The organism is Methylobacterium oxalidis (genome assembly GCF_007992195.1).
Lineage (GTDB): Bacteria > Pseudomonadota > Alphaproteobacteria > Rhizobiales > Beijerinckiaceae > Methylobacterium > Methylobacterium oxalidis.
Genome location: NZ_BJZU01000063.1, coordinates 35,011 through 55,749, shown reverse-complemented (window position 1 = coordinate 55,749; position 20,739 = coordinate 35,011). Strand labels below are relative to the sequence as shown.

Genomic DNA, 20,739 nt, shown 5'->3' with positions numbered 1-20,739 from the left:
ATCTCCCTGGGTTCGCGTCGCGTTGGACCCGCGGCGATCGTTGACGGCAACGCGAGGTCGAGCGGCGCCGTTCCGCTGACCCGAGCGCCTTCAGTAGCCCAGCGAGACGAGGGTGAAGCCGGTGGCGAAGATGCCGAGGAGGAGAACGGACAGGAGGATGTCCGTGAGCAGAGTGGCCGATCCGCTCTCGCGGCTTCGCATCGCGAAAACTCCTCCGATGGCGGTGTTCTAGAGGCGCCGTGTTGCGCGCATGTGTCTGCCTCGAGCGGCCCCAGACGCGGGCGTGTCGCGATGCCGACCGCGCGACAGGGAGAGGACGTTCGCGGACCTTTCCGCAGGAACGACGGAACCGGCGCCGCCAAGCTCCGTATTCCTGTGACGGCCCGCTCGATCGGTGGGCCCGGGAAACGGCCCGATGCGCGCACCTGACAGGTCCCTCACCGCCTTCGAGACGACGGTCTCCGGTCTCGCGAAGGCAGCCGCTCACGACGAGCGCCTCGCGACGGATTACGCCCGCCTCGCAGCCTACATCGCGAGGGACGGCCGGACCTCGGCGGCGGATCTCTTCGAGAGCCTGAGCCGCCACCACGCGATCCGGGCTCTGGAGGAGCGGGGCCGGCTCGCCGCCGCGCTCCACGAACGGAACGGGGCGCCCGCCGAGCATGAGGATTGAACATTCACGAGCCGGCCGATACGTGAGGCAAAGTGCCCGAGCGTGCAGGTCCGCGGCGGCGGGGCGGAGACACGGACCGGAAACGTTTTCGGGCTAGGGCATCCGCAGGCCCGTCTGGGCGTCCCGACCGGATTATTCCATGCCGCGCTATCACATCGATCTTCACGACGGCTCGCAGCACATTCAGGACCGGGATGGATTTGAGGCTGCAGATATCACGGCCGTGCGCGAGCGCGTCGTCGGCATCATGTCAGCCATCGCTCAAGGTTTTCAGGCGGATATCGATCATCAACACTGCGTGGCGGCTGTGCGGGATGCGGGCGGAACTGTCCTGTTCCGGGCCCGCCTGTCCCTCAACTTCGACGAGGCCGATTAGGCCGGCCTCGTCGAACTCACCTCGGGCGGCGTCGCGCCCGGCCGGTCTCAGCCCTCGCCGCGCTCCGGCCGATCCACGTTCTGCTCCGGCTCGTCGCTGGTGAAGCCGTCGAGCCAGTCCGCGCTCTCCTGGGACCCCGCCTCGTACGGGTTCGCCGTGTCGGGCTTGCCGGCGCGCTTGGCCGCCTTGCCCTCATCCCACTGCTGCGAGGGGGTCGATGCCATGGATGCTCCTCCTGCTTCGGGTCACGCACCGCGGCGGTTCGGCGCCGTCGGCGGAGGGCAACGCGGAACACGACCAAACGCTGCGCCGAGCGCGACACGCGGTACGTCCGCCCCCTACCAGCAGGCGCGGGGCAGCCGCCGCTTCCAGCGCTCGCCTCGGGCGAGGTCGGGGAGAAGCTTCGGCCCATTCCGGCGCCGCGGCGTCTGGGCCGGCTCCGGCGCGGGGCCGGCCGGGACCGGCACGACGATCGGCTGGTCGAGAGCGGCCTGCACGACGGGCTCGGGCCGGTCGGCGGCCGGCGCACGGGCCGGGCGCGCCTTCACGCGGCGGACGCGCGGCAGCGGCGGCTCCTTCGCGACCGGCGGCTCGGGCGCGGGCTCGGGTGCCTCCGCGACGAGCAGGCTCGGCAGGATCCGCCGCGGCTCGGCCTCAGGGGCCGGAGACACGTGCTCGGGCAGGCGCTCGGCCCGGAGCCACAGGCTCGCCTCGTCGAGGAGGCGGGCTGTCGGGCGGGGCGGATCGGGGACGCGGGAGGGAATGGCAAGGCCGTGGCTCTGACGGCCATTCGATTTGACTTCGACGGTAAAAGGCCGCCGCACGCGACTGCGCGACATGATGTGCTTGTATCTCGACTCGTGGAAGGCATCGCGATCGAAGCGATCACTCAGCAGATAAGGCAAGCGCAGATTTTGTCGAGAGGAGATGACGAATTGGTTGATGCCTAGCCCGAAGAGTTGCCGCCAAGCCCGAAGAGTTGCGGTGGGCCCGGAAGATCATCTTGTGCGGCCGCGTATCGGCTGAAACGATCCGCGGCCGGACCCGTGCCGGATGACGCACATCCGAGCCCTCGGCCGCGATGTTGCCGTTCTCGCACGGTTGAAGGGGCGCGGGCGGGCGAGCGCGGGGATTTTTTGCGTATGAGCGTACGGGTGGCCGTCGGGCCGGTGCGGCCGTGAACCCGATCGCCTTCACCCTGGTCTGGGCCGGCGTCCTCGGCTTCATCGGCATGGTCGGATACGCGTCCGAGGGCGGCCCGGCCTGGGTGTTCGCCGCCATCGTGCTCGCGGCCATCGCCTTCATGATCCGCTGGCGGTAGGCGGGGACGGGCCGATCCGGGCGGCCGCCGCACGCGCGGGGCAGCGTGCCCATCCCAAAATTTCAACCAAAGCGCGAGTTTTTCCGCGAATGTGTCGCTTCGAGCGCAGTCAGGACGCGTGCCGGCGTGCCAATCCCTGATGGGGGAGCCGTCAGAATCCCGTCGCACCGTGGCTCGCATCCCGTCGTCTCCATGAGACCCTGCCCATCCGCCAGCCTTCTCATCCTCGCCGGGCTGTGGCTTGCCGGGCCGCTCGCGGCCGGCCCGTTCCCGGCCTTCGCCGCGGAGGCGGGCGCCCCCGCCAAGCGTGAGGCAGGTGGCCAGGGCCGGGACAACCAGGGCGAAGGCCGGAAGACGGGCAATCAGAAGACGTCCGATTCCGACGATGAGGTCGACACCGAGAACCTGTTCGGATTCACGGAGGGATCCAACACCGGCAAGCGCGGCGAGCAGGAACTCCTGCTCGACAGCGTCGGGCGGTTCGGCAAGCGCCGCGCCGATGCGGGACCCTCCCGCTACCGGGTCTCGAACACGAAATTCAGCTATCAGTTCGACCCAGTCGACAATCTCAGCATCGAACTCGGCCTCTTCGCCGACGCTCGCAGCGTCCGCAACATCGCCGACCTGTCCGACAAGTCCTACGGGACGTTCGACGGGGCCTCGGTCGAGTTCAAGTACCGCTTCCTCAAGCCTTCGGACGACAATCCGCTCGGGCTCGCGGTCGAGCTGCGGCCTCGCTACGCACGCGTCCTGCCGGTGGAGGGGCAGGGGGCCGACATCTTCGACATGGAGAGCGTCCTGCAGCTCGACGTCAAGCTCGTGCCCGACAAGGTCTGGTACGGCAGCAACATCAGCGTCGAGCCGACCGTGGGGCGCCTGCGCGGCACCCGCGAGGTCGATCGCTCCTCGACCTTCCTGTGGTCGCACGCGGTCGTCGGACGGGTGGCCGAGAACACCTTCCTCGGCCCGGAGCTGCGCTACCTGCGCGCGTATGACGGGGCCTTCCTCAACCGCTTCGAGGGACATGCCGTCTTCCTCGGCCCGGCTCTCTACCACCGCTTCGGCGAGAAGGCGTTCGTGACGCTCGCCTACGCGATGCAGGTCGCCGGGCACGACCGGGATCCGAGCTACGCGCGGCGCGCCTTCGATCTCACCCATTTCGAGCGCCACGCCGTCCGGGTGAAATTCGGGCTGGAGTTCTGAGAGCGCGGCGCGGGGAGACGAGTCGGCATGATCAATCCTCTGCGCGCCTTCTGGTTGCGGCCGCGCCTCCTCGGCTCCCTGATCCTCGTCGCGGCCCTCGCGGTGGCGCTGCCTTTCGAGAAGCTCCCGACGCGCCTCCTCCTCGGCTGGTGCCTCGGCGTGGTCGTCTACGTCGTCCTGGTCTGCTGGCAGGCCGCCCGGCGGCCGGACGAGCTGCGCGAGGAGGCCTCGCGGCTCGACGACAGCGCGATGGCGATCTCGGTCTTCGCCCTGCTCGCGGCGGCGGCGAGCATCGGTGCGGTCGCCATGCTGGTCCTCGGCGAGCGCGGAGACGACCCGATGCGCGCTGCCCATCTCGCACTGGCAGCAGCGACCCTCGTCAGCGCCTGGGGCTTCGTGCAGGTCGTCTTCGCGATCCACTACGCCCACCTCTACTACGGCGAGGCAGGTGAAAGGGGCGCCCGCGGCGGCCTCGACTTCAACGGCGATGCGGAGCCGGACTTCTGGGACTTCCTGTACTTCTCCGTGACGATCGGGGCGACGTCCCAGACCTCGGACACGGATGTCACCTCCAAGATGATGCGCCGCGTCGTCACCCTGCAGACGATCTACGCCTTCTTCTTCAACACCAGCATCCTGGCGCTCGGCATCAACCTGGCCGCGGGCTTCGCCCAGCGCTGAGGCCGGACGCGAGCATCCGCGAGGCAAGCCGTCCGCTCGATGCAGCAAATCGTCTTATACTTTAGTACAAGGCCGCAAGTGCAATGCGGCGTGGTACTGATAAATACAATTGCCCCGGCAACACCAATCATTGGTTGCATCGGCCCAGAATGACGTTTTTACGCAGCGTACTTGTACGAGTACGTTTATGCACTTAAAGTATGTTAATGCCTCGGTCAGGCCAAGTTTCTAGCTCGGGGCGGTTGTCCGACAGTGCCGGCGCCGAGCCGGCGACGTCGACATCACCGATCTCGACGACCTCCTGGATGCGCCACATGGCCCGCTACTTCTTCGATGTTCACGATAGCCAGGTGACCACCCTCGATGAGTACGGGGCGGAGTGCGCCGACCGCGCCGCCGTCTCGGACGAGGCCCTGCGCGTGCTGTGCGAGATCGCGGGAGACTGGCCGCAGCGGCACCTCCACCACGGCCTCCGCGTGACGGTACGCGACACCAACGGGCACATCGTGCACGCCGCGGCGATCCACCTCTCTGCCCAGTGGCTCGACGAGGACCGGCCGGCCACCAGCCCGAGCCCGTGCGGCACCGCCGGGATGGCGGCCTGACCCGCACCTGCGGGTCCGACGCGCTTGACGCCCGGCCCCCTCGGGCTATCTGCCTGCCGCCGCCGGGGCAGGCCGGCAGTTCGCCGGAGGGGTTTGCGTGCGAGGGCTGGTTCGGGTCTGCGTGGCCGTCGCGGCCGGCCTCCTCGTCCAGGCCGGGGCCCGGTCCGAAGAGATGGCCTTCGATCCGGCGCGCTGGCCCTTCACGGCGATCGGCAAGCTCAACGTGGTGACGGGGCCGGGCAGCCGGCAATTCTGCACCGCGACGCTGATCGGACCCCGCCTCGTCCTGACCGCGGCCCACTGCCTCTGGGATCGGCCGCGCCAGCGCTGGGTCGAGCCCGGCTCGATCCACTTCGTGGCCGGCTACGACCAGGGGCACTACGTCGCCCACGCCCTCGCCAGCAGCGTGCGCAAGCCGCCGGACTACGTCTACGCCTACGGGACCAGCCGGCCGAACATGCCGAACGACTGGGCCCTCATCGAGCTCGCCAGCCCGATCCCTCTCAGACCCCTGTCGCTGGAGCACCTCGCCACGCCCGAGGACGGCCGCCGGACCCGGGTCGACATCCAGCGGGCGGGCTACCGCCGCAGCACCTCACAGCTCATGAGCGCCCAGAACAAGTGCGCCGCCCGCCTCACGGAGGGGTCGGCTCCGCTCCTCGTCCATGATTGCCGCGCCATACCCGGCGAGTCCGGCTCCGCGCTGCTCCAGGTCGAGGACGGGCAGCCGACGGTGATCGGCGTGCTGGTGGCCGGTCCCCGCGCCGGCGGGCCGCCGGGCCCCTCCTACGCCGTGCCGACGAGCGCCTTCCTCGGCGCGGCGCTGGAGATGCTGCGCCAGCAGACCGCCTCTCCCTGATCCGCGCGGATGGGGCCGCCGCTCAGCCGCTCGCCAGCGCCGCCGGCTTCGGCCGGGTGCAGATCAGGACGAGGGAGAGCACGAAGTCCACGTCCCGCGTCGTCACGGTGCGCAGCATGACGCCGGTGCGGCGGTTGAGGCGCAGGGTCTCGTCCGGGCGGGTGCAGGCGACGACACTCGGCCGGCCGCGCTCCCGCTGGCAGGTGAAGCGGGCGACCGCGTTGTTCGAGTCGTTGATGAGGATCAGGCTTGTCCCCTTCGCGTCGAGATTGATTGAGACGCCTTTGCCCTCGACCGCCTCGACCGCCTCGGGGCTGCCGTCCTTCAGGACGGTGGTCGCGCCCTTGGTGACGCAGGCGAACATCTCGGCCCGCGCCCCGGCGGGAGCGAGCCCGAAGAGCACCGCGGCGAGAAGCGCCCGGCAGAGCCGGCGCCCCGCCGAAGCGCCGAGCCTCACCGGAGCACCGAACCCCGCCGGAGCACCGAACCCCGCCGCGCGCCGCGATCCGTCGGACTTCGTATGAGGCAAGCGAGGCTCCCGATTCGCGCTCGAGCCCGCGGGGCGGGCCAGGGTCCGCCGTACAACACCATCCCGCCGGACCCCACAAGAACAGGACGGCAACACCGGGAGGCCCACGCGCCGCCGCCGGCTCCGGGCCGGCAGCGGAAAGGTTGCTGCGCGAGAGGCTTACGCCGGTCATCCGGACCCGATCACGAAGCTGCGGCCGCACACCCGCAGAGACTGCTGCAAGTCTTGTGCGAACGACCTCAGGCTATAGCCGATTTGCCATCAAGCTTGGCTTCAGGCATCACAGGCAGCAACGATTCGAAACCAAGGGTCGAGAGGGGCTGCATGCGGGCTATCCGAGGCACGAGATCGCTTGTCCAATTTGGACTCATCCTCGCACTCCCCGGGCTTGGTGCTTGCCAGCTAAACTCGAATACTGACCTGACCACGGGATCGATTGGCCGCGCTCGGCCCGTCGCGGCGACGCCCGCGGAGCGCGAGTGCCTCGCCCGCGCAATGTACTTCGAGTCGAACCGCTCCGACGAGGAGGGCCTGCTCGCGGTCGGCACCGTGGTGATGAACCGGGTCGAGGCGGGGGCCTTCCCGGAGCGCATCTGCGACGTGGTCGGCCAGCCGCGGCAATTCGCTCCCGGCGTCCTCACGAAGCCGATGCGGGCGCAGGACCGGCCGCGCATCGAGCAGGTGGCCGACGCCGTGCTCGCGGGCGAGCGCCACGCCAGCGTCGGCCGCGCCATGTTCTTCCACACGGCCGGGCGCCGCTATCCCTACGGCAACATGCACTACGTGGCGCTCGCGGGCGGCAACGCCTTCTACGAGAAGCGCGGGCGCGGCGCGCCCGAGCCGGCGCCTCAGCCCGGCCCCACTGCGGCCGGCGGGGCGACGGCGACGCTCGCTGCGCAGTCCCGCCCGGGGCCGGAGATCACGGCGGCGCAGACGATCCTCAACGAGCCCGCCCGCAACATCTGCCAAGTGACGGCCTGAGGCAGGTCACGGCCTGAGGGACCAGCGGAGGAGCCGCCCGCGGCCTTGAGGCGGCGGGCTCACGCCTCCGGCGGGCTGGCCGGATGCGGGCCGCGCCGGGCGGCCTGCGCCATGCGGATCAGCTCGCGCGCCGTCAGCCCGCGCTCGGGCGGCGAGGTCGCTTCTCGGCACTCCTGGACGGGCGCCCGCGCGCAGCCGCTCGTGCCGAGGCGCAGGTCGCGCTCCCGCATCGCCTGCCGCCACCGTACCGCCCTGCGCAACGCCGAGACCATCACCGCTCCCTTCAGCAAATCACTGTGGACAAGCGTAGCGGGAGGGTAGCGGTTAGGAAATTCTTGACGGGTCCGAGCGGCGCCCTACCAGGCACCGCCCATGCGCCGGGTGCGAGGCCCCCGTGCGCGGCGCGCGCGGGGGCCGGTCCGTCTCAGGACTTCTTCTTGTACTCGAAGGCCGGTGCGTTCTTGAGCTCGTCCTTCGAGGTGTTGAGCATGGCCCGAAGGCGGTCGTCCTTCTTCGAGAGCGTGATGCTCGCCGGGCTCACGGCGACGTAGCGCTCGCCGATGCCGAGGAAGCCGCCGACGCCGACGATCACGGCGTGGATGGTCTTGCCGTCGAGGATCACGAAATCCTCGATCTCGCCGACCGACTCGTTGCTGTTGTTGTAGACGCTGAGCCCGACGAGCTTCGAGGTGAGCGTGTCGGCAGGCTGCGTCGTGATGAACTGCACTTTCGCGGTGGCGCTGTCGGCCATCCTCATGCCGCCCTCGGCGACGGTGGCGGCGGAAGAGGAGTTCGGCGTCGGCGAGGCGGTGGCGGAGGGAACCGCCTCGGGTTTGCCCGCCTCGGGCTTCGGCGCATCCTGGGCCAGGGCAAGGCTCGGGAGCCCGGCGACGAGCGCCGCGGCGAGGAGGTGTCTGATGGTCACGGGCCTGTCCTTCGATGACGGGTTTCGGCGCCGGAGCCCGGCGGCCGCGTGCGCCTGTAACGGCAGCCCTCGGAACAGGGTTCCGCCCTCCGCCGGCCGGATCGGGCGCCCGGCGCGGGCTGGACTCCCGGTGCGGCTTCGGACCATGCTCCCGCCGCCGCGGACGTCCCGCCGCGGGGCGAGTGGGAGATCGGCTTCATGGACGGACAGGTCTACGGCGCGCTCGGGCAGCCCGGCGTCGGCTTCCTGATGGCGATCGTCATCGGGGCGATCGCGGGCTGGCTCGCGGAGAAGTTCACCTCCTCGGACATGGGCCTGTTCTCGAACATCATCATGGGGATCCTGGGCGGCCTCCTCGGCAACTTCCTCGCCGCCAAGCTCGACATCGCGGTGTTCGGCTTCTGGCGGAACCTCCTCTCGGCGACGATCGGCGCGATCATCATCATCACGATCTACCGGGCGATCCGCGGGCACAGCATGCGTTACTGACGGGGCCGCCTGTCGCGGCGCGCCGCCGCGCCGGTTTGCGGGCGCGGGCCCGAGGCCCTAAGTCAAGGGTCCCGATCCCAGGATCATCCGACGTCCCGCGACCATCGCGGGCCTGTCCTCGCGCGGTGTGGCATGGCCGTCGTCCTCGATCTCCTGAAGAACGATCCCCGGCCGGCAGCCCCCGTCCGCCTGCGCCACCCCGAGAAGGCGCACCGGCCCGACCAGCCCGTGCAGGCGCGCAAGCCCGACTGGATCCGCGTGAAGGCGCCGGGCTCGCCGGCCTACGCCGAGACCCGCGCCATCGTGCGCGAGCACGGGCTCGTGACCGTCTGCGAGGAGGCGGGCTGCCCGAACATCGGCGAGTGCTGGGAGAAGCGGCACGCCACCTTCATGATCATGGGCGACACCTGCACGCGGGCCTGCGCCTTCTGCAACGTGCGCACGGGCCTGCCCGGCGCGCTCGACGCGGACGAGCCGGAGAAGATCGCCGATTCGGTGGCCAAGCTCGGCCTGCACCACGTCGTGATCACGAGCGTCGACCGCGACGACCTCGCCGACGGGGGGGCGGAGCACTTCGCCCGCACCATCGCGGCGATCCGGCGCCGGAGCCCGCAGACCACGGTGGAGATCCTCACCCCCGACTTCCTGCGCAAGGACGGGGCGCTGGAGACCGTGGTGGCGGCCAAGCCCGACGTGTTCAACCACAATCTCGAGACGGTGCCCGGCAACTACCTCACGGTCCGCCCCGGCGCCCGCTACTTCCACTCGGTGCGGCTGCTGCAGCGGGTCAAGGAGCTCGAACCGACCATCTTCACGAAGTCCGGCATCATGGTCGGCCTCGGCGAGGAGCGGAACGCGGTGGTGCAGCTCATGGACGACCTGCGCTCGGCCGACGTCGACTTCCTCACCATCGGCCAGTATCTGCAGCCGACGAAGAAGCACCACGAGGTGGTGCGGTTCATCCCGCCGGACGAGTTCAAGGGCTACGAGACCACCGCCTACGCGAAGGGCTTCCTGCTGGTCTCGGCGACCCCGCTCACCCGCTCCTCCCACCATGCCGGCGAGGATTTCGCCCGGCTGAAGGCGGCCCGCCTCGCGCGGCTCGCCCCCGCACAGGCCTGAGACGAACCTTCCCGATGCCGTCCTTCCGGATCACCCGCGCGGTGCGCCACAGCCCCGAGCAGATGTACGACCTCGTCGCCGACGTGGAGCGCTACCCCGAGTTCCTGCCGCTGTGCGAATCCCTGCGCATCCTGCGCCGGCAGCCGGGCGCGGGCGACGAACTCGAGATCCTCGTCGCCGAGATGGCGGTCGGCTACAAGGCGATCCGCGAGCGCTTCACCACCCGCGTAACCCTGGACCGGCCGGCACTCAGGATCACCGCCGAGTACATCGACGGCCCGTTCCGGCACCTCGAGAACCGCTGGGCCTTCAAGCCGGGGCCGAACGGGGGCTGCAGCATCGACTTCTTCATCACCTACGAGTTCAAGAGCTTCGCCCTCGGCCTCCTGATGGGGAAGATGTTCGACAAGGCCTTCCGCAAGTTCACGGACGCCTTCGAGAGCCGGGCCGACCGGGTCTACGGCGCGGCGGCCTGAGCGGCCGACGGCCCCCTCCGCCCCTCAGGCGGCCGGCACCTCCACGTGCTCGGGCCGGAAGCCGAGGCCGACGAGGCGGGCCGGCAGGCGCTGCAGCCAGGGCACGCGGCCGAGCAGGCGCAGGGCGAGCGGCGGCGCGAGCGGTGCGCCGGACCCGTCGAGGACGCGGGCGATGATCCGGTCCTGCACGAGGCGCTGCAGGCGCTGTGTCGCCCGGGTCGGCGGCATCCGCCGGGCCTGAACCTTGGAGAGGTCGTCCTCCGTCAGGCGCCCGGCGAGGAGGGGCCCGCTGAGGAGGTTGGCCGCGGCCACCGCGTCCTGCACCGCGAGGTTCACGCCGACGCCCCCGATCGGCGACATGGCGTGCGCGGCGTCCCCGATGCAGAGGAGGCCCGGCCGGTGCCAGCGCGTCAGGCGGTCGACGCGCACCGTGAGGAGCTTGACCGCATCCCAGTCCTGCAGCTCGCCGACCCGGTCGGCGAGGAAGGGCGCGAGGTTCGCCACCGCCGCGCGGAACGCGTCGAGGCCCCGGGCCCGCAGCGCGGCGTCGCCGCCCTTCGGCACCACGTAGGCGCACTGCCAGTAATCGCCCCGGTCGAGGGTGACGAGGATGCTGCCCCTCCCGAAGCGGCCGCCCGTGGCGTCGGTGTCGCCGGAGCGCCGGCCGAGGCGGAACCAGAGCACGTCCATCGGCGCGCCGAAGGTCTCCCGCTCGAACCCGCCCTGCTCGCGGATCCGCGAGTGCCGCCCGTCCGCCGCGATCACGAGGTCGGCCCGGATCTCGATCGGACCGCCGGGAGCCCGCGCGCGCAGGCCGGCGACCCGGCCGTCCGCCTCGATGAGGTCCTCGCCCTCGGTCTCCATGAGCAGGCGGAACCCCGCGTAGCGGCGCCCCACGCCCGCCAGAAAATCGAGGAAGTCCCATTGCGGCATCATGGCGATGAAGCGGTTCTTGGTCGGCAGGTGCCGGAAATCGGCGATGCCGAAGCTGTCGGCACCGACATAGGCCGTCAGCGTCGCGACCTTGCGGTGGGGCAGGGCGAGGAAGGCCCGGCGCAGGCCGAGCTCTTCCATCACGTCGAGGGTCGAGGGGTGGATGGTGTCGCCGCGGAAATCCCGCAGGAAGTCGGCGTGCTTCTCCAGCACGACGACCCGCAGACCCGCCCGCGCCATCAGCAGACCCGCCATCATCCCCGCCGGGCCGCCGCCGACGATGCAAACCTGGGTGGAGAGCCGTTCCATGACGTAACCTCCCGGCCGAGCGGACATCCTACACCCCGGCGGGCGATCCTGGGCACCCCGCCCGAGAATCCCGCCTGCGCACTCCACCCGGACGGTCGTCGGCGGCTTGGCGGCAGCCGAACCGGCGCTGGAGCGTTCACGTCGGGTGCTTTTCCGCTACAGCGTCGGTTTCGGTCGGTCCGACGAGGCAGCAGGCGGACAGGGTGGGGGGCCGGAATGTGAGCGAGACCGAGAGTCTCAGCCGCCGCGTCGCGGAACTGGACGCCGAGATCGTCCGGCTGCGCACGGACGAGCAGGCGCAGCGCGAGGCCCTCGCCGAGCGCGAGCAGCGCTACCGCACCCTGTTCGAGCAGATGGACGAGGGCTACTGCGTCATCGAGTTTTTCGACGGCCCGCACGGCCCGCTCAGCGACTACATTCACGTCGAGGCGAACCGCGCCTACGCGCAGCACGCGGGCACCGAGAACGTGGTCGGGCAGACGGTCCGGGCGATGGTGCCGGGCGAGGCCGAGGGCTGGGTGGCGCTCTACGGCGAGGTCCTGAGGACCGGCGCGCCGATCCGCTTCCAGCGCGAGCTGATCGCCACCGGGCGGCACCTCGAACTCGCCGCCTTCCGGATCGAGCCGCCCTCGCGCCGGCAGGTCGCCGTCCTCTTCCAGGACATCACGGAGCGCGTCCGCGCCCTGGAGGCGCTTCAGGCGAACGAGGCGCGCCTGCGCTTCCTCGACGCGCTCACCCGGGAGACGGCGCCGAGCGCGAGCGCCGACGAGCTCCTCGCGACGACCACCCGGATGGTCGGAGAGCACATGGGCGTCTCGAACTGCGCCTACGCCGACATGGACGAGGACCAGGACGGCTTCACGATCCGGGGCGACTGGGCCGCGCCGGGCTCGCCCAGCATCGTCGGCCATTACAGCCTCGCGGCCTTCGGGCGCCTCGCCGTGCGCAACCTGCACGCGGGCGAGCCCCTGATCATCAATGATAACCTGCGGGAGCTCGCCCCCGAGGAGGCCGCGACCTTCCAGGGCATCGGCATCTCCGCGACCATCTGCATGCCGCTCGTGAAGGAGGGCCGGCTGACCGCGCTGATGGCGGTGCATCACAGGGCACCTCATGCCTGGACCGAGGACGAGCTCGCGCTGATCCGGGAGGTGACGCAGCGGTCCTGGGCGCATGTGGAGCGGGTGGGCTCGGCGGCCGAGCTCCGCGTCAGTGCCGAGGCGCTCGCGGCGCTCAACGAGACCCTGGAGCAGCGGGTCCGCGAGCGGACGGCGGAGCTGATGCGGGCCGAGGAGCAGCTGCGCCAGTCCCAGAAGATGGAGGCGGTGGGCCAGCTCACCGGCGGCATCGCGCACGACTTCAACAACCTGCTCACCGGCATCACCGGCAGCCTCGAACTCCTCAGCACCCGGATCGCGCAGGGGCGCCTGCGGGACGTCGAGCGCTACGTCGCGGCCGCCCAAGGGGCGGCCAAGCGCGCCGCCGCGCTGACGCACCGGCTGCTCGCCTTCTCGCGCCGCCAGACCCTCGACCCGAAGGCGACGGACGCCAACCGCCTCGTGGTAGAGATGGAGGAGCTGATCCGCCGCACCATCGGCCCCGCCATCACCCTGGAGGTCGTGGCGGCCGGGGGCCTCTGGCCGACGCTCGTCGATCCGAACCAGCTCGAGAACGCCCTCCTGAACCTCTGCATCAACGCCCGCGACGCGATGCCCGAGGGCGGCCGGATCACCATCGAGACCGGAAACCGCTGGCTCGACTGGCGCAGTGCCAGGGAGCGGGACCTGCCGATCGGGCAGTTCATCTCGATCTGCGTCTCCGACACCGGCATCGGCATGACGCCGGAGGTGGTCTCGAAGGCGTTCGACCCGTTCTTCACGACGAAGCCGCTCGGCCAGGGCACCGGGCTCGGCCTGTCCATGATCTACGGCTTCGCGCGCCAATCCGGCGGCCAGGTGCGGATCTACTCCGAGCTCGGTCAGGGCACGATGGTCTGCATCTACCTGCCCCGCCACACCGGAGCCGTCCCCGTGCTGGAGGAGCCCGCGCAGCCGGGCGAGGCCCTGCGCTCGGCGGCTGGCGAGACGGTGCTCATCGTCGACGACGAGCCGAGCGTGCGGATGCTCGTGACCGAGATCCTGGAGGAGCTCGGCTACGCCGCGATCGAGGCGGCGGACGGGCCGGCCGGGCTGAAGGTCCTGCAGTCGGACGCCCGGATCGACCTCCTCATCACGGATGTGGGACTGCCGGGGGGCATCAACGGCCGGCAGATGGTCGACGCGGCCCGCAGCGTCCGTCCCGACCTCAAGGTCCTGTTCATCACGGGCTACGCCGAGAACGCCGTGATCGGCAACGGCCACCTCGAACCCGGGATGCACGTGATGACGAAGCCCTTTGCCCTGGAGGCGCTGGCCGCCCGGATCAAGGAACTGATCGCGCCGGGCTGAGCCCGGCCGGCAGGGCATCCTCGAGCAGGGCCAGCGCGTCCGCCACCGCGCTGGTGCGGATCGCAGGCCTGCCGAGATCGCCGTAGCGGCGTTCCAGGTGGCGGACGCTGCCGTCTCGTGCCGCGAGGGCGAGATGGACGAGCCCGACCGGCTTGGCCGCGCTGCCGCCGCCGGGTCCGGCGATGCCCGTGATCGCGACCGCGAGATCGGCCCGCGAGGCGGCGAGCGCGCCCGCGGCCATGGCGCGGGCGACCGCCTCACTCACCGCGCCGTGGGCCGCCACGAGGTCGGCCGGCACGCCGATCGCCTCGCTCTTCGCCGCGTTCGAGTAGGTGACGAACCCCCGCTCCAGCACCGCGGAGGAGCCCGGCACCGCCGTAATCAGGCCTGCCACGAGGCCGCCCGTGCAGGATTCGGCGGTGGCGACCGTGAGGCCGGCCGCCGCGAGCCCTGCGACCAGAGCCTCGGCCCGGGCGAGGAGGGCGGCGTCGGCGATCACGCGCCTCAGCCCTGGCGCATGGCCGTCTCGGCCTGGGCGTCGAGGATCGTGCCGCTATCCTCCTCGGGCAGCCGCACGGTGGCCGCGGCCTGGGCGGCGAGCCCCTCGGCGCGGCCCACGAAGCCGAGCTTCTCCGTCGTCGTCGCCTTGATCGAGACGGCGGAGAGCGGCACGCCCGCGATCTCGGCGATGCGCGCCCGGATCGCCTCCCGGTGCTTGCCGATGCGGGGCGCCTCGGCCAGCACGGTGATGTCGAGATGGTCGATCCGGCCGCCGCGGGCCCGCACCAGCGAGACGGCGTGGGCCAGGAACTGGTCGGAGGCGGCGCCCCGCCAACGCTCGTCGCTCGGTGGGAAGTGGGTGCCGATGTCGCCGTCGGCGATGGCGCCGAGGAGAGCGTCGGTCAGCGCGTGCAGCGCCACGTCGCCGTCCGAGTGTGCGAGGACGCCCCGGTCGGCCGGGATGCGGACGCCGCCGAGCCAGACATGGTCGCCCTCCGTGAAGGCGTGCACGTCGAAGCCGGTGCCGAGGCGGGTGACGTACTGGGTCATGGCGGAGGCTCCCGGGGCGGACGCGCCCGCCGTCCCGAAGGCGCGGTCGGCCTCGATCAGGTCGGCGGGCTGTGTGATCTTGCGGTTGCGCGGGTCGCCCGCGAAGGTGACGACCGGCAGGCCCGCCCACTCGGCGAGCGCCCCGTCGTCGGTGAAGCCGTGGAGTCCGGCCTCCGCCGCGGCCCGGTGCCCCTCGAGAAGGGCATGGAAGGCGAAGGCCTGCGGCGTCTGCACGGCGCGCAGGGCCTCGCGCGGGGGCGTCTCGCGGACACGGCCGATGCCGGAGGTCTCCTCCTCGACGATCTTGATCGTGTCGCTGACGGGGATGCCCGGCACCGCCGCGCGGTGGTCGCGGCCCGCCGCGATCGCCCGGTCGATCAGGCCGAAATCGACGTAGGGGCGCGCCGCGTCGTGGACGAGGACGAGATCGGGCACGCCCGCGCCGGACAGGGCCTCAAGCCCCGCCCGGACCGATTGCTGGCGGGTCTCGCCGCCCGGCACGGGCGGGGCGAGCTTGGCCCGGACCATCGGGTCGAGGTCGCCGAGGCATTCCTCGTAGAAGGCGGCGGCGTCCGGGGCGATCACGGGCTGGATGCGCGCGATGCCCGCATGGCAGCCCAGCGCCGAGAGCGTGCGGGCGAGAACGGCCTGTCCGCCGACGCGGCGATACTGCTTGGGCATGCCGCCGCCGATGCGGATGCCGCGACCCGCCGCGACGACCACCGCGGCAACGCTCAACGCGGTGCTGGACATGGGGATTCTGTTACTCTTCGGGCCCGCGCCTCCCGATACCACGGTCCGGGCGAGTGTCCGGGCGGGTGCCGCAATGACGCCGGGCCGTGATGCGACACCGGGCGAGGACCGGCCGAATCGCCGCGGCACGCCGCGACGACCCGGCCGGACCGAGCGTCGTTTAAGCGGGGCACGACCCGAAATCAAATCGCCGGGGCGACTTGCGTCCGGCCGGCTTTTGTCTATTCCTTGTGCAGAATGGCGAATGATCATTATTTGAGCGTTGTGCGCTCGGGGGCCGTTGCGGACGACGCGGAAGGCGCGTCCCCGCCGGTGCTGCTCGCACCGCTCTCGGGTGTCACCGACCTGCACATGCGGCGCATCGCGCGCCGCCTCGGCGCGAGCGCGGTGGTATCGGAGATGGTGGCGGCGACCGAGTTCGCGCGCGGCGCCAGCGAGGCGCGCCTGCGGGCCGAGGGAGCGGGGGTGAGCCCGCACGTAGTGCAGCTCGCGGGCTGCGCGCCCGGGCCGATGGCCGAGGCGGCGCGCCTATGCGAGGACGCCGGCGCCGACGTGATCGACATCAACATGGGCTGCCCGGCCAAGACCGTGACGGGCGGAGAGGCCGGCTCGGCGCTGATGCGCGACCTCGACCACGCCACCCGCATCCTCGCCGCCGTGCGCGACGCGGTGCGGGTGCCGGTGACCGTCAAGATGCGCCTCGGCTGGGACCATGCGAGCCTCAACGCCCCCGAACTCGCCGCCCGCGCTGAGGCGCTCGGGCTCGCGGCGGTGACCGTGCACGGCCGCACGCGCCAGCAATTCTACAAGGGCAGCGCCGACTGGACGGCGATCCGCGCGGTGGTCGCGGCGGTCTCGATCCCCGTCATCGCCAACGGCGACATCGCGGATGCGGCGCAGGCGCGGGCCTGCCTCGCTGCCTCGGGGGCGGCGGGCGTCATGGTGGGGCGCGCGGCGGTGGGGCGGCCCTGGCTCGTCGGCCAGATCGCGGACGCCCTCGCGGGACGCCCCGTGCGCGAGCCGACGCCCGCCGAGAAGGCCGACATCGCCGCCGAGCACTACACGGGGCTGATCGCGCTCTACGGCGCCGCCATGGGCGTGCGCCACGCCCGCAAGCACCTCGCCGCCTACGTCGACGCGGCGCGGGGGCCGGGGGCGGAGAGCGGCGCGCTCGCGCCCGCCGCGCGCACGCGCCTCCTCACGACGCAAGACCCGGACACGGCCCTGGAGCTGCTGCGGCACGCCTTCCTGACCGCCGCGGCGGGCGGGGCGGAGCCGATCGGGGAGGCCGCATGAGCGAGGAGGGGGCCTGGGACCGCGAGGGCGGCCGGGGACGCGGCTCGCCGACCTCGGAGGCCGTGATCAACGCGCTGCCGCTGCCGGTGCTCACGGTGGGCGCGGACGAGCGCATCCTCCACTGCAACCACGCCGCCGAGAGCTTCTTCGACCATTCGGCGCGGCTGATGCAGCGGCGGCGGCTTCGCGACATCATCCCTTTCTCCTCGCCGATCATCGCCCTGGTGGCGGAGGTGCGCCGCAGGCGGGCCAGCGTCAGCGAGTACCGGGTCGAGCTGACCCAGCCCCGCTCCGGCCAGGAGCGCAGCGTCGACGTCTTCGCCACGCCGCTCGGCGACGACGGGGAGGCGGTGGTGTTGATGCTCCAGGAGCGCACCATCGCCGACAAGATGAACCGCCAGCTCACCCACAGGGGCGCGGCCCGCTCGATGATCGCGCTCGGCGCGATGCTCGCCCACGAGATCAAGAACCCCCTCGCCGGCATCCGCGGCGCCGCCCAGCTCCTGGAGCAGTCCGGCGCCGAGGAGGATCGGCTGCTGACCCGGCTGATCTGCGACGAGTCCGACCGGATCGTGCGCATCGTCGAGCGCATGGAGCTGTTCGGCGACGAGCGGCCGGTGGAGCGCGGCTCGGTCAACGTGCACGGCGTGCTCGATCAGGTGAAGCGCTCCGCCCAGTCGGGCTTCGCCCGTCACATCCGCTTCGTCGAGAACTACGATCCTTCGCTGCCGCCCGTCCTCGGCAACCGCGACCAGCTCATCCAGGTGATCCTGAACCTCGTGAAGAACGCGGCCGAGGCGATCGGCGCCGACGCGGTCGACGGCGAGATCACCCTCTCGACCGCCTTCCGCACGGGCCTGCGCCTGCAGATCCCCGGCTCGCGCGAGCGCGTCAGCCTGCCGATCGAGGTGGCGGTGCGCGACAACGGGCCGGGGGTGACCGCGGAGCTGCTGCCGGACCTGTTCGACCCCTTCGTCACCACCAAAGCCCAAGGTTCCGGCCTCGGTCTTGCATTGGTGGCCAAGATCGTCGGCGATCACGGGGGCATCGTCGAGTGCGATCCCGTGCCCCGGCGCACCACGTTCCGCCTTCTCCTCCCCATGTCGAGCGCCCGGGATGGGCGCGAATCGGTCGCGGAGGCCGAGTAAGAGTCATGCCGAACGGCCACATCATCGTCGCGGACGACGACGCCGCCATCCGAACCGTCCTCAACCAAGCCCTGTCCCGGGCCGGCTACGAGGTCCGCTCCACGGGCAATTGCGCGACCCTCTGGCGCTGGGTGGCGCAGGGTGAGGGCGACCTCGTCATCACCGACGTGGTGATGCCCGACGAGAACGTGTTCGACCTCCTGCCCCGCATCAAGCGGGTGCGGCCCGAGCTGCCGATCATCGTGATGAGCGCGCAGAACACCTTCATGACGGCGATCCGCGCCTCGGAGCGGGGCGCCTACGAGTACCTGCCGAAGCCCTTCGATCTGAAGGAGCTGATCGCCATCGTCGGGCGCGCCCTCTCCCGCCCCCGCGGCGCCGCGCCGGCGGGCGCGGGGCCCGAGAACGAGGACATCCCGCTGGTGGGCCGCTCGCCCGCCATGCAGGAGATCTACCGGGCTCTGGCGCGCCTGATGCCGACCGACCTCACCGTGATGATCACGGGCGAGTCCGGCACCGGCAAGGAGCTCGTTGCCCGGGCGCTCCACGATTACGGGCGCCGCCGCACCGGCCCGTTCGTGCCCGTCAACATGGCGGCGATCCCGCGCGACCTCATCGAGTCCGAGCTGTTCGGCCACGAGAAGGGGGCCTTCACGGGCGCGCTCTCGCGCTCGGCCGGCCGCTTCGAGCAGGCGGAGGGCGGCACCCTTTTCCTCGACGAGATCGGCGACATGCCGATGGAGGCGCAGACCCGCCTGCTGCGCGTCCTTCAGCAGGGCGAGTACACCACGGTCGGCGGGCGCGTGCCGATCAAGACCAACGTCCGCATCATCGCGGCGACCAACAAGGACCTGCGCGTCTCGATCCAGCAGGGGATCTTCCGCGAGGACCTGTTCTTCCGCCTCAACGTGGTGCCGCTGCGCCTGCCGGCCCTGCGCGAGCGCTCCGAGGACGTGCCGGACCTCGTGCGCCACTTCTTCGTCCTCGTGGAGCGCGAGGGGCTCACCCGCAAGACGCTCGACGCCGACGCCATGGAGCGGCTCAAGCGCTACCGCTGGCCGGGCAACGTGCGCGAGCTCGAGAACCTCGTGCGGCGGCTCGCCGCCCTCTACCCGCAGGAGACGATCACCGGGCCCGTGATCGAGGCCGAGCTCGACACCCTGCCGTTGGCCCAGCCCGCGGCGGCACCGGCGGGGGGCGCCGGCCGCAAGGGAACGGGGGAGAGCGAGACCCTGTCCGGCGCCGTGGAGCGGCACCTGTCGGAGTACTTCTCCGGCTACCGGGACACCCTGCCGCCGCCGGGCCTCTATCACCGCATCCTGCGCGAGATCGAGGGGCCTCTGATCGGGGCGGCGCTGGCGGCGACCCGCGGCAACCAGATCCGCGCGGCGGAGCTGCTCGGGGTCAACCGCAACACCCTGCGCAAGAAGGTCCGGGACCTCGACCTCCAGGTGTTCCGCACCGCCCGCTGAGGGCGTCGCGGGCGGAAGGCGGCCTCAATGCCGGTTGCCGTCCGTGGGGTCGCGCAGGTAGCGGGCGAGCTCGAAGCCGATCTCGATCATCAGCCCGTCCACCAGCTTGGCGAGCGTTGGGCGCTGCAGCACGCCCGCGAGACCGCGCAGGGCGATGACGTGCTCGGCCATGCGGTTCACCAAGCGCTCGGTGTGCTGCAGGTTCGCCGCGCGGTTCTCGGTGAGGTCGATGGCGATGCCGCGGCCCCGCGCCGCCCGGCCCGACGCGTCCTGGTCGATCCGCCCGCGCATCAGGAGGCTGCGCACGCCGCTGCGGGCGTCGAGGGTGCGGAACTCCGCCTCGAACGGGCCGGCCGCCTCGCTCGAGGCGTGCAGATGGTTCTCGACCCGGACCCGGTCCTCCGGGTGGGTGCAGGCCAGGAAGGCGGCGAGCGGCACGCCCTTGGCCGCCGCCTCCGGATCGAGCCCGAGCAGCCGCGCGAAGGGGGCGGAGACGGCGAGCCGGCCGCTCCAGAGATCGTGCTCCCACGCACCGACGACCCCGGAAGCGTCGAGCGCCGCCTGCAGATCGCCGGTCCCCGGTAGCGTCAGGGCTTCACCCATGCCTGTCCTTGAGCCGGTCCGGCTCGGCGCCGGCCGTTCCCGCCGCGCTAGAATAACTTGAGGTTAATGACCCATCTGCCGAAGGGCCGTCCGATCGAGATCTAGGATACTGCCGGCGCAGTGGAAAGGGCAATATTTCGGCGGCACCGATTTGTGACAACCTGAGATTATATTTCGCAGAACCGCCGTCGCCCCGGGACTCCCGCTCCATCGGCCGAAGCGACGCTGCGCAGGATCGGCGCCGCGCTCTCCCGACCCGGCGACGCGGCCGGCCATGCGGAGCCTTAACGGCCCGTTAACCATGTTCGGTCAGACCGGGATCATCGCATCCTTGGGTCACAGGACGGGTCGCTGCCTCCAGCCCGCCGGGGATCGCCGGCCGGTCCCGACGGTCCGCGGCGGTCCCGGGACAGCCGGACCGCCTCCGCCCGTTTTGTAACCTAAAGTTGCTGAACCTTTCGCAGACCCGGAAGCCGGTTGCAGAGGAC

Annotated in this window: 24 protein-coding genes; 15 read left to right on the top strand and 9 right to left on the bottom strand. The window is 71.4% G+C overall.

All coding sequences use genetic code 11. From position 1 onward, the window contains the following. Positions 1–415 precede the first annotated feature (415 nt). Complete coding sequence (locus MOX02_RS15670) at positions 416–673, top strand: hypothetical protein (RefSeq protein WP_147026727.1); 258 nt, start codon at positions 416–418, stop codon at positions 671–673. 139 nt (positions 674–812) lie between these two features. Then, on the top strand, positions 813–1,049 hold the full coding sequence (locus MOX02_RS15665) for a DUF6894 family protein (protein ID WP_147026726.1): 237 nt from the start codon (positions 813–815) through the stop codon (positions 1,047–1,049). 47 nt (positions 1,050–1,096) lie between these two features. Here the strand turns inward: MOX02_RS15665 and MOX02_RS31280 are convergent, their stop codons facing one another. Together MOX02_RS31280 and MOX02_RS15660 are read right to left on the bottom strand one after the other, a co-directional pair. Continuing rightward, the gene (locus tag MOX02_RS31280) at positions 1,097–1,273 is read right to left on the bottom strand and encodes a hypothetical protein (protein WP_170267884.1); all 177 of its coding nucleotides are present in this window, start codon (positions 1,271–1,273) and stop codon (positions 1,097–1,099) included. A gap of 114 nt (positions 1,274–1,387) precedes the next feature. Next, positions 1,388–1,888 (bottom strand): DNA-binding protein, encoded by a 501-nt coding sequence (locus MOX02_RS15660; protein ID WP_147026725.1) that lies wholly within the window; start codon positions 1,886–1,888, stop codon positions 1,388–1,390. Between the two features lie 338 nt (positions 1,889–2,226). Between MOX02_RS15660 and MOX02_RS31275 the strand changes: the two genes are divergently transcribed. The 5 genes from MOX02_RS31275 to MOX02_RS15640 all read left to right on the top strand — a co-directional run bounded on the left by MOX02_RS31275 (position 2,227) and on the right by MOX02_RS15640 (position 5,718). After that, the gene (locus MOX02_RS31275; RefSeq protein WP_170267883.1) at positions 2,227–2,370 is read left to right on the top strand and encodes a hypothetical protein; all 144 of its coding nucleotides are present in this window, start codon (positions 2,227–2,229) and stop codon (positions 2,368–2,370) included. Between the two features lie 192 nt (positions 2,371–2,562). Continuing rightward, the gene (locus MOX02_RS15655) at positions 2,563–3,573 is read left to right on the top strand and encodes a DUF6662 family protein (RefSeq protein ID WP_147026724.1); all 1,011 of its coding nucleotides are present in this window, start codon (positions 2,563–2,565) and stop codon (positions 3,571–3,573) included. Positions 3,574–3,600: 27 nt separating this feature from the next. After that, a complete protein-coding gene (locus MOX02_RS15650; RefSeq protein WP_147026723.1) occupies positions 3,601–4,254 on the top strand; it encodes a DUF1345 domain-containing protein in 654 nt (217 codons plus the stop codon). Positions 4,255–4,568: 314 nt separating this feature from the next. Continuing rightward, positions 4,569–4,859, top strand: a complete 291-nt coding sequence (locus MOX02_RS15645; RefSeq protein WP_147026722.1) for a DUF6894 family protein — start codon at positions 4,569–4,571, stop codon at positions 4,857–4,859. 97 nt (positions 4,860–4,956) lie between these two features. After that, complete coding sequence (locus MOX02_RS15640) at positions 4,957–5,718, top strand: trypsin-like serine peptidase (RefSeq protein ID WP_147026721.1); 762 nt, start codon at positions 4,957–4,959, stop codon at positions 5,716–5,718. Positions 5,719–5,740: 22 nt separating this feature from the next. Here the strand turns inward: MOX02_RS15640 and MOX02_RS15635 are convergent, their stop codons facing one another. Then, positions 5,741–6,175 (bottom strand): hypothetical protein, encoded by a 435-nt coding sequence (locus MOX02_RS15635; protein ID WP_147026720.1) that lies wholly within the window; start codon positions 6,173–6,175, stop codon positions 5,741–5,743. Positions 6,176–6,742: 567 nt separating this feature from the next. On the opposite strand from MOX02_RS15635, the gene MOX02_RS15630 reads away from it, so the two are divergent. Next, on the top strand, positions 6,743–7,228 hold the full coding sequence (locus tag MOX02_RS15630) for a cell wall hydrolase (protein ID WP_373866751.1): 486 nt from the start codon (positions 6,743–6,745) through the stop codon (positions 7,226–7,228). 59 nt (positions 7,229–7,287) lie between these two features. Here the strand turns inward: MOX02_RS15630 and MOX02_RS15625 are convergent, their stop codons facing one another. Both MOX02_RS15625 and MOX02_RS15620 read right to left on the bottom strand, forming a co-directional pair. Continuing rightward, positions 7,288–7,500 carry a hypothetical protein gene (locus MOX02_RS15625; protein ID WP_147026718.1) on the bottom strand — a complete coding sequence of 71 codons (213 nt, stop codon included), beginning with the start codon at positions 7,498–7,500 and terminating at the stop codon, positions 7,288–7,290. 152 nt (positions 7,501–7,652) lie between these two features. Further along, positions 7,653–8,153, bottom strand: coding sequence for a PRC-barrel domain-containing protein (locus MOX02_RS15620; RefSeq protein ID WP_238179139.1), 501 nt, complete (start codon positions 8,151–8,153; stop codon positions 7,653–7,655). A 198-nt stretch (positions 8,154–8,351) separates the two neighbouring features. Here MOX02_RS15620 and MOX02_RS15615 point away from each other — a divergent pair, with 198 nt between their 5' ends. The 3 genes from MOX02_RS15615 to MOX02_RS15605 all read left to right on the top strand — a co-directional run bounded on the left by MOX02_RS15615 (position 8,352) and on the right by MOX02_RS15605 (position 10,240). After that, on the top strand, positions 8,352–8,642 hold the full coding sequence (locus MOX02_RS15615) for a GlsB/YeaQ/YmgE family stress response membrane protein (RefSeq protein ID WP_147026716.1): 291 nt from the start codon (positions 8,352–8,354) through the stop codon (positions 8,640–8,642). A gap of 132 nt (positions 8,643–8,774) precedes the next feature. Further along, on the top strand, positions 8,775–9,764 hold the full coding sequence (gene lipA / locus MOX02_RS15610; RefSeq protein ID WP_147026715.1) for a lipoyl synthase: 990 nt from the start codon (positions 8,775–8,777) through the stop codon (positions 9,762–9,764). Positions 9,765–9,778: 14 nt separating this feature from the next. Then, a complete protein-coding gene (locus MOX02_RS15605; protein ID WP_147026714.1) occupies positions 9,779–10,240 on the top strand; it encodes a type II toxin-antitoxin system RatA family toxin in 462 nt (153 codons plus the stop codon). 24 nt (positions 10,241–10,264) lie between these two features. Here MOX02_RS15605 and MOX02_RS15600 read toward each other — a convergent pair whose 3' ends face one another. Further along, a complete protein-coding gene (locus MOX02_RS15600) occupies positions 10,265–11,482 on the bottom strand; it encodes an FAD-dependent oxidoreductase (RefSeq protein WP_147026713.1) in 1,218 nt (405 codons plus the stop codon). Positions 11,483–11,700: 218 nt separating this feature from the next. On the opposite strand from MOX02_RS15600, the gene MOX02_RS15595 reads away from it, so the two are divergent. Continuing rightward, complete coding sequence (locus tag MOX02_RS15595) at positions 11,701–13,929, top strand: ATP-binding protein (RefSeq protein ID WP_238179137.1); 2,229 nt, start codon at positions 11,701–11,703, stop codon at positions 13,927–13,929. On the opposite strand, the gene MOX02_RS15590 is transcribed toward MOX02_RS15595, so the two are convergent. Continuing rightward, positions 13,904–14,428 (bottom strand): CinA family protein, encoded by a 525-nt coding sequence (locus MOX02_RS15590; protein ID WP_147026712.1) that lies wholly within the window; start codon positions 14,426–14,428, stop codon positions 13,904–13,906. The genes MOX02_RS15595 and MOX02_RS15590 overlap by 26 nt on opposite strands. Before the next feature lie 5 nt (positions 14,429–14,433). Beyond that, positions 14,434–15,732 carry a bifunctional 2-C-methyl-D-erythritol 4-phosphate cytidylyltransferase/2-C-methyl-D-erythritol 2,4-cyclodiphosphate synthase gene (locus tag MOX02_RS15585; RefSeq protein ID WP_147026711.1) on the bottom strand — a complete coding sequence of 433 codons (1,299 nt, stop codon included), beginning with the start codon at positions 15,730–15,732 and terminating at the stop codon, positions 14,434–14,436. 237 nt (positions 15,733–15,969) lie between these two features. Between MOX02_RS15585 and dusB the strand changes: the two genes are divergently transcribed. Genes dusB through ntrC form a run of 3 tightly spaced genes read left to right on the top strand, consistent with a single transcriptional unit; the run spans position 15,970 to position 19,648 of the window. Further along, positions 15,970–17,028: a tRNA dihydrouridine synthase DusB gene (gene dusB, locus MOX02_RS15580; protein ID WP_147026710.1), complete on the top strand. Its 1,059-nt coding sequence runs from the start codon at positions 15,970–15,972 to the stop codon at positions 17,026–17,028. Next, positions 17,025–18,176, top strand: a complete 1,152-nt coding sequence (locus MOX02_RS15575; RefSeq protein WP_147026709.1) for a two-component system sensor histidine kinase NtrB — start codon at positions 17,025–17,027, stop codon at positions 18,174–18,176. Before dusB ends, MOX02_RS15575 begins: the two co-directional genes overlap by 4 nt. A gap of 5 nt (positions 18,177–18,181) precedes the next feature. Next, a complete protein-coding gene (gene ntrC / locus MOX02_RS15570) occupies positions 18,182–19,648 on the top strand; it encodes a nitrogen regulation protein NR(I) (RefSeq protein WP_147026708.1) in 1,467 nt (488 codons plus the stop codon). Between the two features lie 24 nt (positions 19,649–19,672). Here the strand turns inward: ntrC and MOX02_RS15565 are convergent, their stop codons facing one another. Continuing rightward, entirely contained in the window at positions 19,673–20,251 is a 579-nt protein-coding gene (locus tag MOX02_RS15565; protein WP_147026707.1) for a PAS domain-containing protein, read from the bottom strand. Positions 20,252–20,739 lie beyond the last annotated feature (488 nt).

What these genes read in the sequence shown, in the direction of transcription:
- MOX02_RS15670 (WP_147026727.1), top strand. Translation starts at nt 416, where the DNA reads ATGCGCGCACCTGACAGGTCCCTCACCGCCTTCGAGACGACGGTCTCC.
- MOX02_RS15665 (WP_147026726.1), top strand. Translation starts at nt 813, where the DNA reads ATGCCGCGCTATCACATCGATCTTCACGACGGCTCGCAGCACATTCAG.
- MOX02_RS31280 (WP_170267884.1), bottom strand. Translation starts at nt 1,273, where the DNA reads ATGGCATCGACCCCCTCGCAGCAGTGGGATGAGGGCAAGGCGGCCAAG.
- MOX02_RS15660 (WP_147026725.1), bottom strand. Translation starts at nt 1,888, where the DNA reads ATGTCGCGCAGTCGCGTGCGGCGGCCTTTTACCGTCGAAGTCAAATCG.
- MOX02_RS15655 (WP_147026724.1), top strand. Translation starts at nt 2,563, where the DNA reads ATGAGACCCTGCCCATCCGCCAGCCTTCTCATCCTCGCCGGGCTGTGG.
- MOX02_RS15650 (WP_147026723.1), top strand. Translation starts at nt 3,601, where the DNA reads ATGATCAATCCTCTGCGCGCCTTCTGGTTGCGGCCGCGCCTCCTCGGC.
- MOX02_RS15645 (WP_147026722.1), top strand. Translation starts at nt 4,569, where the DNA reads ATGGCCCGCTACTTCTTCGATGTTCACGATAGCCAGGTGACCACCCTC.
- MOX02_RS15630 (WP_373866751.1), top strand. Translation starts at nt 6,743, where the DNA reads ATGTACTTCGAGTCGAACCGCTCCGACGAGGAGGGCCTGCTCGCGGTC.
- MOX02_RS15625 (WP_147026718.1), bottom strand. Translation starts at nt 7,500, where the DNA reads ATGGTCTCGGCGTTGCGCAGGGCGGTACGGTGGCGGCAGGCGATGCGG.
- MOX02_RS15615 (WP_147026716.1), top strand. Translation starts at nt 8,352, where the DNA reads ATGGACGGACAGGTCTACGGCGCGCTCGGGCAGCCCGGCGTCGGCTTC.
- lipA (WP_147026715.1), top strand. Translation starts at nt 8,775, where the DNA reads ATGGCCGTCGTCCTCGATCTCCTGAAGAACGATCCCCGGCCGGCAGCC.
- MOX02_RS15605 (WP_147026714.1), top strand. Translation starts at nt 9,779, where the DNA reads ATGCCGTCCTTCCGGATCACCCGCGCGGTGCGCCACAGCCCCGAGCAG.
- MOX02_RS15600 (WP_147026713.1), bottom strand. Translation starts at nt 11,482, where the DNA reads ATGGAACGGCTCTCCACCCAGGTTTGCATCGTCGGCGGCGGCCCGGCG.
- MOX02_RS15585 (WP_147026711.1), bottom strand. Translation starts at nt 15,732, where the DNA reads ATGTCCAGCACCGCGTTGAGCGTTGCCGCGGTGGTCGTCGCGGCGGGT.
- dusB (WP_147026710.1), top strand. Translation starts at nt 15,970, where the DNA reads ATGGCGAATGATCATTATTTGAGCGTTGTGCGCTCGGGGGCCGTTGCG.
- MOX02_RS15575 (WP_147026709.1), top strand. Translation starts at nt 17,025, where the DNA reads ATGAGCGAGGAGGGGGCCTGGGACCGCGAGGGCGGCCGGGGACGCGGC.
- ntrC (WP_147026708.1), top strand. Translation starts at nt 18,182, where the DNA reads ATGCCGAACGGCCACATCATCGTCGCGGACGACGACGCCGCCATCCGA.
- MOX02_RS15565 (WP_147026707.1), bottom strand. Translation starts at nt 20,251, where the DNA reads ATGGGTGAAGCCCTGACGCTACCGGGGACCGGCGATCTGCAGGCGGCG.